The sequence below is a fragment of the Streptomyces sp. NPDC049879 genome (genome assembly GCF_044461265.1).
Taxonomy (GTDB): domain Bacteria; phylum Actinomycetota; class Actinomycetes; order Streptomycetales; family Streptomycetaceae; genus Streptomyces.
Genome location: NZ_JBITKT010000001.1, coordinates 1212418 through 1225751, shown reverse-complemented (window position 1 = coordinate 1225751; position 13334 = coordinate 1212418). Strand labels below are relative to the sequence as shown.

Below are 13334 nucleotides of genomic sequence, written 5' to 3'. Positions count from 1 at the left end.
CCGCACTCGTTCACAGCCCGGCCACGACGTTGATCAGGATGTAGACGATGATCATCAGTACGAAGAAGGACAGATCAAGCGCCACACCCCCGAACCGTAGGGGAGGGATGATCCTCCGCAGGGTCTTCAGCGGCGGATCGGTGACAGTGTAGGTGGCCTCGAGGACCACGACCATCGCCTTGCCGGGACTCCAGGACCGCGCGAACATGAAGACGTAGTCCATCACCAGCCGGAACAGCAGCAGTCCGAGCAGGCAGTACAAGACAATCAGGATCACCTGCTGAACGATCCCCATCCCGCTTGTCCCTCTCCCCTGTTCCCGCCCCGGCCGTCCGGCCGGGACTCCCTTCGGTCCGCTGTCTTCCCTCAGCTCTGGTTGAAGAACCCACCCTCGGCAATCCGGGCTTTGTCCTCCGCCGTTACATCGACGTTAGCAGGCGACAGCAGGAACACCTTCTGTGTCACTCGCTCGATGCTCCCATGCAGACCGAAGACCAGACCAGCGGCAAAGTCGACAAGTCGCTTCGCGTCCGTGTCGTCCATCTCCGTGAGGTTCATGATCACCGGGGTGCCCTCACGGAAGTGTTCCCCGATGGTACGGGCCTCGTTGTAGGTCCTGGGGTGGAGCGTCGTGATGCGGTAGGGCTCCCGCTCGGAAACGACCTTGGGCATGATCACCGGCGCGTTCTTCTCCACGTTGTGCCGTTCTGATGTGATGGAAGACACGGGAGCGATCCTCCCGGGCCGCCTGCTTTCCGCCAGGACCGGAGCGGGCGTGGGCTCCGTCTCCCGCTGGGCCGGGGGGTGGACGACCCGCACCGGCTCCTCCGGCCGTTCCCTGGGCGGGGGTTCGAGCGTCTGGCGGCGCTGCCCCCGGTCGGGTTCGGGCTCGGGTTCGAAATCGTCGTCGGGGCCGTACCCCGGGCGGTCGTAGCCGTCGTCCTCCACGAGGCCGAGGTAGACCGCCATCTTGCGCATCGCGCCAGCCATCGACTGCGTCCTCCGCTCTGTGGTGGATCGGCTCCGTCCGCCGGGGCCGGGGAGATCCACGTAACTTGCCCGAATTCTCCGGGAATGACCATATTTTCGGCTCTGGCCCCTCGCCTGGCGACGTTACCCGAGGGCGGGGCGGACACCGAGTACCGCGCTTCCTACACGCACGTGTGTCGCTCCGGCGGCGATCGCCTCCTCGACATCCGCGCTCATACCCGCGGAAACCATGGTGGCAGCAGGATCGAGCGAGCGCAGGTCCCTTGAGATTTCCGCCAGCCGTTCGAACGCGGCGCCCGGAGATCCGGCGTACGCCCCTTCGAGCGGGGCGACCGTCATCACCCCGGCCAGGCGCACCCCGGGAGCGGCGAGCAGCGCCTCCGCCAACTCGCCCACGCCGTCCGGCGCGACGCCGCCCCGGCCGCCGCCGAGTCCTGACTCCTTCTCCAGGGCGACCTGGATCAGGCACTCCAGCGGCGCGCGCTCCCGCCGGACGGCCTCGGCGGACAGCGCGGACGCGAGGCGCACCCGGTCCACCGAGTGCACGTAGTCGGCGTAGCCGAGGACGGAGCGCACCTTGTTCGTCTGCAACTGCCCCACGAAGTGCCAGGTCAGCGGCAGATCGGCGCACGCTTCCGCCTTCGGCGCCGCCTCCTGGTCGCGGTTCTCGGCGAACTGACGTACGCCCAGTTCCGCGAGGATGCGCACGTCCTCGGCGGGGTACGTCTTGCTCACGACGACGAGGGTCACCTCGTCCCGGGCGCGGCCGGCGGCGGCGCAGGCCCGGGCGATGCGCTCCTCGACCCGGGCGAGTCCGGTCGTCAGTTCGATCCGCCTGGCCTCGCCGGACGCGGCGCCCGGGGGCCGCTGAGGGCCGGTCACGCGGCGTCCAGCCAGACGTATCCGGCCTGGCGGCCGGTGGTCCGGTCGCGGCGGTAGGAGAAGTGGTCGGCCGACTCGCGGGTGCAGACCGGGGAGAGCGCGATGTCGCGGACACCGCTCTCCGCGAGCTGGGCGCGCACTCCGGCGGGGATGTCGATGGCGGGTGTGCCGGTCGCGCTGACGGCGCCGCAGCCGGGGACGGTCCGCTCGGCCTCGTCGCGCATCGCGGCGGGCACCTCGTAGCACCGCCCGCAGACGGTCGGGCCGGTCCTGGCGACGATCCGGCCGGGGTCCGCGCCGAGCGCGCGCATCGCCGCGACGGCGGCGGGCACCACTCCGGCGAGCAGTCCCGGGCGCCCGGCGTGCGCCGCGGCGGCCACCCCGGCGACGGGGTCGGCCAGCAGGACGGGGGTGCAGTCCGCCGTCAGCACGGCGAGGGCGGTTCCACCCCGGGCGGTGACCATCGCGTCGGCGGGCGGCGGTTCACCACCGGGTGACAGGTCGTCGGCGAGGGCGACGTCGTTCCCGTGGACCTGGTGCATCCAGCGGACGGCGGCGGGGTCGAGCCCCAGTGCCCCGGCGGCGAGGCGCCGGTTGGCACGGACGGCGGCGGGCTCGTCCCCCACGGCGCCGCCGAGATTGAGCATGGCGTACGGAGCGGCGCTCACCCCGCCCCACCTGTCGGTGAAGGCGAAGTGGGCGCCGCCGGACGACTCGCGGTTCCCTATCACGTCAGTACGTCAACCCAGAACATTTCTCGGTACAGCTGTTCGATGTGCGGCGGGTGCGCGTCCGGCGGACGGGTCCGCCGGACGGATCACTTCAGGAAGTCGGGCACGTCCAGCTCCTCGACCTGGCCGTCGTACGGCCGGGCCGGCGGGACCTGCGGGCTGATCGGGTCGCGCACCGGCTCGGGGGCGTCGGGCACGCCGTCGCGGTCGCCGAGCGGTCCCGCCGAGCGGCCGGGCAGCGAGCCGAGGCCGCCGAACGCGGGGCGCTCCGGCTCGGGCTCGGGCGCGGGCCGCTCCTGGGCGAGGGAGGTGTTCGCGTCGTCCTTGCCGCCGCCGTAGCCGCCGAGCGTCTTCTCGCGGCTGCGGGACGGGGGCTGGCCGCCGTCGAACCCGGCGGCGATCACGGTCACCCTGACCTCGTCGCCGAGCGCGTCGTCGATGACGGCGCCGAAGATGATGTTCGCCTCGGGGTGCGCGGCCTCGCTGACGAGCTGGGCCGCCTCGTTGATCTCGAAGAGGCCGAGGTCGGAGCCGCCCGAGATGGACAGCAGGACGCCCCTGGCACCGTCGATGGAGGCTTCGAGCAGCGGCGAGGAGATCGCCATCTCGGCGGCGGCGACCGCGCGGTCGTCGCCCCGGGCTGAGCCGATGCCCATCAGGGCGGAACCGGCCTCCGACATGACGGACTTGACGTCGGCGAAGTCGAGGTTGATCAGGCCCGGTGTGGTGATCAGATCGGTGATGCCCTGGACACCGGAGAGCAGCACCTGGTCCGCGGACTTGAACGCGTCGAGCACGCTCACCTGGCGGTCGGAGATGGACAGCAGCCGGTCGTTCGGGATGACGATGAGGGTGTCGACCTCGTCGCGCAGGCTGGCGATGCCGTCCTCGGCCTGGTTCGCGCGGCGGCGGCCCTCGAAGGTGAACGGGCGGGTGACCACGCCGATGGTGAGGGCACCGAGGGAGCGGGCGATGTTGGCCACGACGGGGGCGCCGCCGGTGCCGGTGCCGCCGCCCTCGCCCGCGGTGACGAAGACCATGTCGGCCCCCTTGAGGACCTCCTCGATCTCCTCGCGGTGGTCCTCGGCGGCCTTGCGGCCGACGTCCGGGTTGGCACCCGCGCCGAGTCCCCGGGTGAGTTCGCGCCCGACATCGAGCTTGACGTCGGCGTCGCTCATCAGCAGCGCCTGCGCATCGGTGTTGATCGCGATGAACTCGACGCCCTTGAGACCGACCTCGATCATCCGGTTGATGGCGTTGACACCACCGCCGCCGATACCGACGACCTTGATGACTGCGAGGTAGTTCTGCGGTGCTGCCACGTCGAAGGCCTCTCGCCTCGAGTTACGTGTCGCCGCCCGCGTGAGCCGCAGTGCGCCGACGGATGCCGATGGGGCGGAGGAAGGGCCACCCCGAACCCTAACGCTTCAGTTTAGGGTTACCTGTGCTTGTCGTTCCTTGTATTCCTCGGAACGGACACTAAGTCGATAACTGGTGGGCGTTCAACGAACACGCCGGACCTCCTGCTTTTCTTTTCACCCTATGTGATCACGCGCGGGCGCACCAACCAGGGGCCCGACCTGCGACGACGTGACGGGGCGTCAACCCGGTCAAGCCGGTCGATCCGGTCAAGGCCCTGCCACCGCGGGCACGCTGGGGGCGCTCACGTCGAAGTGGGCCGCGTCGGGCGCCGCTTCCAGCACCGCCGTCAGGGCGTCCGCCTTCTCCCCCGCCCGCTCGGCGCTGCCCCACCGCACGGTCCGGTCGCCGGACAGTTCGAGGGTGATGGCGTCGTACGACGTCGCGCGGACCCGGCGCAGGTCCTCGCGCACCGCGTCCGGCAGGGCGCGGACGACCGAGACGGCCGCGCCGCGCACCCGCTCCTCGCCGAAGCGGCGGGCCGACGGGCTGTCGGACAGGTCGAGTTCGAGCACCGGCACGCCGGGGAGCGCCTCCGGGATCTCGGCGAACGCGACGCCGTCCTCGTCCACCTCGCTGAAGCCGTCGCCGGTGGCCTGGAGCAGCGCCGCCTCGCGCTCGGTGACCCGCAGCGAGACGCCGTGCGGCCAGGAGCGTTCGACGTCGGCCGACTTCAGGCGGGGCAGCGCGGCGAGCAGCCGGTCGCGGACCGCGCCGGTGTCCAGCGAGGCCATCGGGGAGCCGACCGGGACGGCGGCGGCTTCGAGGAGCTGGGCCTCCGTCAGCTCGCCTGGCCCCCCGTCGCGCTCGACGGCGACGTCCTCGACGCGCAGCCAGCCGGAGCCGTACAGCGCCCAGGTGCCGAAGCCGCCGAGCGCGGCGGTGAGGACGAGGGCCAGGACGAGGAGGCGGCGGCCCCGGGGGCGCAGGAGGCGCGCCAGGCGGCCGGGGGCCGGGGGCGGGCCGGTGCGGCTCTGCCCGCCCCGCTGGGCGGTTGTCGTTCCGGCCACGCTCCCTCAGCTCCCGTTCGCGCGCTGTGCCCTGTGCCCTGCTGCCCTGTGCCGTGCTGCCCGTGCCGCGCCGTGTGCCGGGGGTCAGGCCCGGCGCGCGGCGATCGCCTCGTGGACCATCCCGACGAGCAGGTCGTCGGCGTCCCGGCGGCCGAACTCCGTGGCGGCCCTGGACATCGCGTGCAGCCTGGCCGGGTCGGTGAGGACGGGGAGCACGTTGCCCCGCACCCACTCCGGCGTCAGCTCCGCGTCGTCCACGAGGACGCCGCCGCCCGCCCGGACGACCGGCTGCGCGTTGAGCCGCTGCTCGCCGTTGCCGATCGGCAGCGGGACATAGGCGGCCGGCAGCCCGACGGCGGACAGTTCGGCGACGGTCATCGCGCCCGCGCGGCAGAGCATCATGTCGGCCGCCGCGTACGCGAGGTCCATGCGGTCCACATACGATAGCGGGATGTAAGGGGGCATCCCGGGCATCGTGTCCACCTGCGGCAGTTCGTTCTTCGGGCCGACCGCGTGGAGGACCTGCACGCCGGAGCGCTGGAGGACGGGGACGGCGCTCGCGATCACCTCGTTCAGCCGCCGCGCGCCCTGGGAGCCGCCGGAGACCAGCAGCGTCGGCAGGTTGTGGTCGAGGCCGAAGTAGGCGCGGGCCTGGTCGCGCATCGCGGCGCGGTCGAGGGTCGCGATGGAACGGCGCAGCGGGATGCCGATGTAACGGGCGTTCCGCAGCTTGCTGTCCGGCGTCGAGACCGCGACGAAGCGGGTGTAGCGGGCGCCGATCTTGTTGGCGAGCCCGGGGCGGGCGTTCGCCTCGTGCACCACGATCGGGACGCGCTGGCGGCGGGCGGCGAAGTAGCCGGGCAGGGCGACGTATCCGCCGAAGCCGATCACGCAGTCGGCCTTGGTGCGTTCGATGATCTCCTCGGCCGCCTTCACCGTGCCGCGCAGCCTGCCGGGCACGGTGAACAGCTCCGGCGTCGGCTTGCGGGGCAGCGGGACCGCCGGGATGAGGCCGAGTTCGTAGCCGCGCTCCGGCACCAGCCGGGTCTCAAGGCCGCGCTCCGTGCCGAGGGCGGTGATGCCCACGGTCGGGTCGTACCTGCGCAGGGCGTCCGCGAGGGCGAGCGCTGGCTCGATGTGGCCGGCGGTCCCCCCGCCGGCGAGAACAACATGCACCGGTATTTCACCGCTCTCCGGACGGCGCCCGCTTGCGGAGCCGTCCCATCGTCTTCCTTCTGAGCCGGGGTCCCCGCGCGGCCATCGCCGCCCTGGCCGCCGGATCGCTGCGCGCGAAGGCGATCAGCAGTCCGATGGCGAACATGGTGGGCAGCAGGGCCGAGCCGCCGTAGGAGAACAGCGGGAGCGGCACACCGGCGATGGGCAGCAGGCCCAGCACCGCGCCGATGTTGATCACGGTCTGGGTCATGAGCCACGCCGTGACCCCTCCCGCGGCATACCTGACGAACGGGTCGTCCGTGCGCCCTGCCACGCGGATACCCGCATAGCCTAGAGCCGCGAAGAGGCCGAGCACCGACAGCGTCCCCATCAGGCCCAGTTCCTCACCGGTGATGGCGAAGATGAAGTCGGTGTGCGGCTCGGGCAGTTCGCCCCATTTCTCCACACTCGCGCCGAGGCCCGAGCCGAACCAGCCGCCGGACGCCAGCGCGTAGATGCCGTGCACGGCCTGCCAGCAGTTGTCGTTCGGTCCAGGATCGGTGGCGCCGAGGCAGGCGAGCCGTTCCATGCGGTGCGCGCTCGTGACGATGAAGAGGGCGCCGAGGACGGCGACCGTGCCGATGACGCCGACGAACAGGCGGGTGGGCGCGCCCGCGAGCCACAGCAGGGCGAAGACGACGGCGACGATGATGACCACCGTGCCCATGTCGCCGCCGACCATCACGAGGCCGCAGACCAGCAGCGCGCCCGGGATGAGCGGGACCAGCAGGTGCCGCCACTGCGTGAGGAGGTTCTTGTCGCCCTTCCTGGCGAGCAGGTCGCCGCCCCACAGCAGCAGGGCCAGCTTGGCGAATTCACTGGGCTGGATCTGGAACGAGCCGCCGATGGCGATCCAGTTGGTGCTGCCGTTGATCCGCACGCCGATGCCCGGCACCTGGACGAGCACCAGCAGCACGACCGTGCAGGCGAGGAAGGGGTAGGTGAGGGCGCGCAGCAGGCGGACGGGGACGCGGGAGGCGACGAGCAGCAGGACCGTGCCGAGCACGGCGGCGAGCAGCTGCTTGCGGAAGTAGTGGGTGGCGGGCAGGTCGTAGCGCAGCGCCTGGATCTGCGAGGCGGAGAAGACCATCACGAGGCCGAGGAACGTGATGAGCAGGCTCGTGCCCAGCACCACGTAGTACGCGGTGAGGGGGCGGTCCCAGGCGCGGCGCAGCCGGTCGAGGGCCTTGGGGCTGCGGGGCGGCCCCGGGCGCCCGAAGGCGCGCGCCGCGGGGCGCGGGGGCGGGAGGGGGCGTGTGGCGGCGCGTCCGCGCCGTACCGGATCGGTCGCCGCCGGTCGTGGCGCTCGCGTCATCTCGACCCCTCCTCGGCCCCGTCCCCGGCGGTCCGCGGCCACCGGGGGCTACTCCTCGTGCCCGCCCCGGCCGGCGGCCAGGGTTCTGACGGCCGCGGCGAAGGCGTCGCCGCGCTCGTTGTAGTTGGCGAACATGTCCATCGAGGCACAGGCAGGGGCCATCAGGACGGTGTCCCCCGGCCGGGCGAGCCGTGCCGCCTCGTGGACCGCCGCCGCCATCGCCCCAGTGTCGGTCCGGTCGAGGTCCACGACCGGCACATCCGGGGCGTGTCGCGCGAGCGCGTCCGCGATGAGGCGCCGGTCGGCGCCGATCAGGACGACGCCGCGCAGGCGCCCCGCGGCGCCCGCGGCCAGGTCGTCGAAGGCGGCGCCCTTGGCGAGGCCGCCCGCGATCCACACGACCGAGGGGTAGGCCGCGAGGGACGCCTCGGCGGCGTGGGTGTTGGTGGCCTTGGAGTCGTCCACCCAGGCCACGCCGTCGACGTCCGCGACGTGTTCGATGCGGTGCGGGTCGGGGCGGAAGGCGCGCAGGCCGTCGCGTACGGCCCGGGGCGGGACGCCGTAGGCGCGCGCCAGGGCGGCGGCGGCCAGGGCGTTGGCGATGTTGTGGGGCGCGGCCGGCTGGGAGGAGGCGGCGTCGATGTCGTCGGTGGTCGCCAGTTCCTGGGCGCGCTCGCGCCGGTCGTCGAGGAACGCGCGGTCCACCAGGATGCCGTCCACGACGCCCAGTTGGGAGATGTCCGGCGTGCCCAGCGTGAAGGCGACGGCGCGGCAGCCCTCGGTGACGTCGGCGGCGCGGACCAGGGCCTCGGTGGCGGGGTCGGCGGCGTTGTAGACGCAGGCGACGGCGTTGCCCTCGTAGATCCTGCCCTTGTCGGCCGCGTACGCCTCCATGGAGCCGTGCCAGTCGATGTGGTCGGGCGCCAGGTTGAGGACGGCGGCCGAGTGCGCGCGGACGGAGGGCGCCCAGTGCAGCTGGTAGCTGGACAGCTCGACGGCCAGCACGTCGTACGCCGGGTCGGCGCGCACGACGTCCACGATGGGCGTGCCGATGTTGCCGACGGCGGCCGTGCGCAGGCCCGCCGCGCCGAGGATGGCGGCGAGCATGCGCACGGTGGTGGTCTTGCCGTTGGTGCCGGTGACGGCCAGCCAGGGCGCGGCGTCCGGGCCGCGCAGCCGCCAGGCGATCTCCACATCGCCGACGACTTCCACGCCCGCCGCCGCGGCGGCGGCGAACAGCGGGCTGTCCGGCCGCCAGCCGGGCGAGGTGACGACCAGGTCGGTCGCCTTGGGCAGGGTGTCGCCGTCCCCGGGCCGCGTCTCGATGCCCTCGGCGGCGAGTTCGGCGGCGCGGGCGCGCTGCCGCGGCCCGTCGCCGCCGTCCACGACGGTGACGAGGGCGCCGAGCCCGGCCAGGGCGCGGGCGGCGCTCACGCCGCTCACGCCGAGGCCGGCCACGGTGATCCGCTGTCCGGAGAACTCGCTCACCAGTCCGCCACCCAGGTGCCGTAGAAGATGCCGATACCGACGATGACGCACATGCCCTGGATGATCCAGAAGCGGACCACGACCAGGACCTCGCTCCAGCCCTTCAGCTCGAAGTGGTGCTGGAGCGGCGCCATCTTGAAGACGCGGCGGCGGGTCATGCGGAAGGAGCCGACCTGGATGACCACCGACATCGTGATGAGGACGAACAGGCCGCCGAGGACGGCCATCAGCAGCTGCGTGCGGGAGACGATGGCGAGGCCCGCGATCGCGCCGCCGAGGGCCAGCGAGCCGGTGTCGCCCATGAAGATCTTGGCCGGTGAGGTGTTCCACCACAGGAAGCCGAAGAGCGCTCCCATCAGCGCGGCGGCGACGACGGCCGCGTCGAGCGGGTCCCGTACCTCGTAGCAGGCCGCCCCCGCGGTGAGGAACTCGGAGCAGGTCTGGCCGTACTGCCAGACGCCGATGAAGACGTAGGCGCCGAAGACCATGACGGACGCGCCGGTGGCGAGGCCGTCCAGACCGTCCGTCAGGTTCACGCCGTTCGACATCGCCAGGATCATGAACAGCGCCCAGACGACGAACAGCACCGGGCCGATCGACCAGGAGAAGTCCTGGGTGAACGACAGGTGGGTCGAGGCGGGGGTGAGGCCGCGGGAGTCCGCGAAGTTCAGCGAGAGGATCGCGAAGGCGACGCCGACGGTGAACTGGCCCAGCATCTTCGCCCCGGCCCGCAGGCCGAGGCTGCGGCGGCGGACGATCTTGATGTAGTCGTCGAGGAAGCCGACGAGGCCCATGCCCGCCATCAGGAAGAGGACGAGCAGGCCGGAGATCGACGGCGGTTCGCCGGTGGCGACCTTGGTGACGGCGTACGCGATGAGCGTGGCGAGGATGAAGGCGATGCCGCCCATCGTCGGGGTGCCGCGCTTGCTGTGGTGGTCGCGCGGGCCGTCGTCGCGGATGTACTGGCCGTATCCCTTGCGGGCGAGCAGCTTGATCAGGAGCGGGGTGCCGACCAGGGTCAGGAAGAGTCCGATGGCACCGGAGAAGAGGATCTGCCTCATCGGGCGGCGACCTCGCCATCGGTCGTCCCGGTGTCGTCCAGCAGTCCGAGCGCCACCTGTTCCAGCGCCGCGGACCGCGACGCCTTCACCAGGACGACGTCCCCCGGCCTCAGCTCAGCGCGCAGCAGCTCGACCGCTGCCCGAGCGTCGGACACGTGCACCGACTCCTCACCCCACGAACCCTCGTTCTTGGCGCCCATGTCCAGCCAGGCGGCCTCACGGCCGCCCACGGACACGAGCTTGCTGACGTTGAGCCGGACGGCGAGCCGCCCGACCGCGTCGTGCTCGGCGAACGCGTCGTCGCCCAGCTCGGCCATCGGGCCGAGCACCGCCCAGGTCCGGCCCCCCCTGTCCTTCACGGCCCCGCCCATCGCGGCGAGCGTGCGCAGCGCGGCCCGCATCGACTCGGGGTTGGCGTTGTAGGCGTCGTTGACGACCGTCACGCCGTCAGGCCGCTCGGTGACCTCCATGCGCCACCGGGACAACGGGCCCGCGGCGGACAGTGTTTCGGCGATCGCCTCCGCGGACATGCCTACCTCATGCGCAACAGCCGCAGCGGCAAGCGCGTTCGACACGTGGTGCTCACCGTACAGCCGCATCGTCACGTCGGCGTACCCGGTGGGGGTCCGCAGGCGGAACGCCGGGGTGCCCGCGGGGGTCAGCCGCGTGTCCTCGGCGCGGACCGCCGCGTCCGCCGACTCGCCGAACAGGACGACGCGCGCCCGCGTGCGGTCCGCCATGGCGCGGACGAGCGGGTCGTCCGCGTTGAGCACGGCGACGCCGCCCTCGGCGGCCGGGGGCAGCGCCTCGACCAGCTCGCCCTTGGCGCGCGCGATGGTCTCCTTGTCGCCGAACTCGCCGATGTGCGCGGACCCGACGTTGAGCACCGCGCCGATGCGCGGCGGGGTGAGCCGCGTGAGGTCGCGGATGTGGCCGATGCCGCGCGCGCCCATCTCCAGGACGAGATAGCGGGTGGACTCCTCGGTGCTCAGCGCGGTGAGGGGCATGCCGATCTCGTTGTTGAAGGAGCCGGGCGTCCAGACCGTGGGGCCCGTGGTGCGCAGCAGCTGGGCGATCAGGTCCTTGGTGCTCGTCTTGCCCGCGGAGCCGGTGAGGGCGACGACGGTGGGCGCGAGCTTCGCGACGACGTGCCGCGCCAGCGCGCTGAGCGCGCCGACGACATCGTCCACGACGACCGCGGGGACGCCGACCGGGCGCGCGGCCAGGACGACGGCCGCGCCCGCGGCGACGGCCCGTTCGGCGAAGTCGTGGCCGTCCACGCGTTCGCCCGGGAGGGCCACGAAGAGGGACCCCGGCTCGACGAGCCGGGAGTCGATGACCACGGGCCCGGTGATACGGGGTGGCGGCTCCGGTATGTCGTGCGGCTCTCCCCGCACGACGTCGATGAGCTCAGCTACGGGAAGGGGGATCACTTCAGCGGGCCTCGCCTGGCGTCGGGTTCCTGGGGTGCATGCGAGCTGGCGCGCTCGATGGCGGCGCGCAGCTCCACTCTGTCGTCGAAGGGCCGGATGACTCCGGCGATGTCCTGACCGCCCTCGTGCCCCTTGCCCGCGATCAGGACCGTGTCGCCCGGTCGCGCGCGGGCGACGGCGGCGGCGATGGCGGCGGCGCGGTCCTCCTCGACGAGGACGGTGCCCCGTTCGTGGGCGGGGACCTCGGCGGCGCCGGCCAGCATGGCGGCCAGGATCGCGAGGGGATCCTCGGAGCGGGGGTTGTCCGAGGTCAGGACGGCGGTGTCGGCGAGGCGGGCGAGTGCCGCGCCCATGCCGGGGCGTTTGCCGCGGTCGCGGTCGCCGCCGCAGCCGAGGACGGCGTGGATGCTGCCCTCCGTGACCTTGCGCAGGGCGTGGAGGACGGACTCGACGGCGTCGGTCTTGTGCGCGTAGTCGACCACGGCGAGGTACGGCTGGCCGGCGTCCACGCGTTCGAGGCGGCCGGGGACGCCGGGGACGGCGGCGATGCCCTCGGCGGCGAGCGCGGGGTCGATCCCGGCGGCGGCGCAGGCGGCGATGGCGGCCAGGCTGTTGGCGACGTTGAACGCGCCGGGCAGCGGGGCGGCGGCCTCGATGCGGGTGCCGTCGGGGGCGACGGCGGTGAAGGTGGAGCCGAGCGGGCCGACGGCGGAGTCCTCGGCGCGCCAGTCGGCGTCGGGGTGGCCTTCGGCGGAGAAGGTCGTGACGGGCACCTCGGCCTCGGCGGCGAGGCGGCGGCCGTACGCGTCGTCGAGGTTGACCACGCCGCGGCGGGAGCGCGCGCGGGTGAACAGCTGGGCCTTCGCCTGGAAGTAGTCCTCCATGTCCCGGTGGTAGTCCAGGTGTTCCGGCGAGAGGTTGAGGAAGACGCCGACGTCGAAGACGCAGCCGTCCACCCGGCCCATGACCAGCGCGTGGCTGGAGACCTCCATGGCGACGGCGCGGGCGCCCCGTTCGCGCATGACGGCGAAGAGCGCCTGGAGGTCGGTGGCCTCGGGGGTGGTGCGGGTGGACTTGACGCGCTCGTCGCCGATGCGGGTCTCGACGGTGCCGATGAGGCCGGTGGGGGCGGGCGCGGGCGTGCCGTCGGCGCGGGCGGCCTCGGCGGCGGCGCGCTGGAGCGCGCCCTCGACGAGGTAGCTGGTGGTGGTCTTGCCCGAGGTGCCCGTGACGCCGATCTGGAGCAGGTCGCGCCCCGGGTGGCCGTAGATCTCGGCGGCGAGCGCGCCGAGGTGGGCGCGGGGCTCGGCGACGACCAGGACGGGCAGGCCGGTGGCGGCGGCCCGTTCTGCACCGCTCGGGTCGGCGAGGATCGCCGTGGCGCCGAGTCCTGCGGCCTGGTGCGCGAAGTCGGCGCCGTGGAAGCTGGCGCCGGGCAGCGCGGCGTACAGGTCGCCGGGGAGGACGGCGCGCGAGTCGTGGGTGATGCCGGTGACCGCGTGGCCGGGCGTCCCGTCCCGGGGGCCGTCCTGCGGGGTCTGCGGGGCGTCCGTGCCCAGGAGAGCGGCCAGCTCCGCGAGGGGCACGGGCCGCACGTGCCGCGGGCGGAGCGCCGGCGGATGTGGATCAGCGTGGGGCACGGCGGTGAGCGTACCCGCCGTGGCGGGCGTGGAGCCAAACGAGCTGACGGGGGTGGACCCGTCGGTGATGGTTCTCACGTGCCTGTCGCTCCGCTCGTCTGTCGCTGCGTCGGGTCGCTTCCGCGGGGGTGTCCGCCGGGTGGTCCGTTC

12 protein-coding genes are annotated in these 13334 nt (G+C 73.0%); all 12 read right to left on the bottom strand.

Going from position 1 to position 13334, the window contains the following annotated elements; genetic code table 11:
* Nucleotides 1-10: 10 nt before the first annotated feature.
* The gene (locus ACIBPC_RS05730; protein WP_362963237.1) at nucleotides 11-295 is read right to left on the bottom strand and encodes a YggT family protein; all 285 of its coding nucleotides are present in this window, start codon (nucleotides 293-295) and stop codon (nucleotides 11-13) included.
* Between the two features lie 71 nt (nucleotides 296-366).
* The gene (locus ACIBPC_RS05725; protein WP_362963239.1) at nucleotides 367-990 is read right to left on the bottom strand and encodes a cell division protein SepF; all 624 of its coding nucleotides are present in this window, start codon (nucleotides 988-990) and stop codon (nucleotides 367-369) included.
* A gap of 123 nt (nucleotides 991-1113) precedes the next feature.
* Nucleotides 1114-1821, bottom strand: coding sequence for a YggS family pyridoxal phosphate-dependent enzyme (locus tag ACIBPC_RS05720; RefSeq protein WP_398841780.1), 708 nt, complete (start codon nucleotides 1819-1821; stop codon nucleotides 1114-1116).
* 47 nt (nucleotides 1822-1868) lie between these two features.
* On the bottom strand, nucleotides 1869-2603 hold the full coding sequence (gene pgeF, locus ACIBPC_RS05715; protein ID WP_398841510.1) for a peptidoglycan editing factor PgeF: 735 nt from the start codon (nucleotides 2601-2603) through the stop codon (nucleotides 1869-1871).
* An 86-nt stretch (nucleotides 2604-2689) separates the two neighbouring features.
* The gene (ftsZ, locus tag ACIBPC_RS05710) at nucleotides 2690-3925 is read right to left on the bottom strand and encodes a cell division protein FtsZ (RefSeq protein ID WP_362963243.1); all 1236 of its coding nucleotides are present in this window, start codon (nucleotides 3923-3925) and stop codon (nucleotides 2690-2692) included.
* A 306-nt stretch (nucleotides 3926-4231) separates the two neighbouring features.
* Nucleotides 4232-5032 carry a cell division protein FtsQ/DivIB gene (locus ACIBPC_RS05705; RefSeq protein WP_398841508.1) on the bottom strand — a complete coding sequence of 267 codons (801 nt, stop codon included), beginning with the start codon at nucleotides 5030-5032 and terminating at the stop codon, nucleotides 4232-4234.
* Nucleotides 5033-5116: 84 nt separating this feature from the next.
* Nucleotides 5117-6208: an undecaprenyldiphospho-muramoylpentapeptide beta-N-acetylglucosaminyltransferase gene (murG, locus tag ACIBPC_RS05700; RefSeq protein ID WP_362963247.1), complete on the bottom strand. Its 1092-nt coding sequence runs from the start codon at nucleotides 6206-6208 to the stop codon at nucleotides 5117-5119.
* A gap of 7 nt (nucleotides 6209-6215) precedes the next feature.
* Nucleotides 6216-7562 (bottom strand): putative lipid II flippase FtsW, encoded by a 1347-nt coding sequence (gene ftsW / locus ACIBPC_RS05695; protein ID WP_362963249.1) that lies wholly within the window; start codon nucleotides 7560-7562, stop codon nucleotides 6216-6218.
* A 48-nt stretch (nucleotides 7563-7610) separates the two neighbouring features.
* Nucleotides 7611-9050 (bottom strand): UDP-N-acetylmuramoyl-L-alanine--D-glutamate ligase, encoded by a 1440-nt coding sequence (gene murD / locus ACIBPC_RS05690; RefSeq protein ID WP_398841507.1) that lies wholly within the window; start codon nucleotides 9048-9050, stop codon nucleotides 7611-7613.
* Nucleotides 9047-10111, bottom strand: a complete 1065-nt coding sequence (gene mraY, locus ACIBPC_RS05685) for a phospho-N-acetylmuramoyl-pentapeptide-transferase (RefSeq protein WP_362963253.1) — start codon at nucleotides 10109-10111, stop codon at nucleotides 9047-9049. Before mraY ends, murD begins: the two co-directional genes overlap by 4 nt.
* Entirely contained in the window at nucleotides 10108-11544 is a 1437-nt protein-coding gene (murF, locus tag ACIBPC_RS05680) for a UDP-N-acetylmuramoyl-tripeptide--D-alanyl-D-alanine ligase (protein WP_398841505.1), read from the bottom strand. The genes mraY and murF overlap by 4 nt, the downstream gene beginning before the upstream one ends.
* A complete protein-coding gene (locus ACIBPC_RS05675; protein ID WP_398841501.1) occupies nucleotides 11541-13262 on the bottom strand; it encodes a UDP-N-acetylmuramoyl-L-alanyl-D-glutamate--2,6-diaminopimelate ligase in 1722 nt (573 codons plus the stop codon). The genes murF and ACIBPC_RS05675 overlap by 4 nt, the downstream gene beginning before the upstream one ends.
* Nucleotides 13263-13334 lie beyond the last annotated feature (72 nt).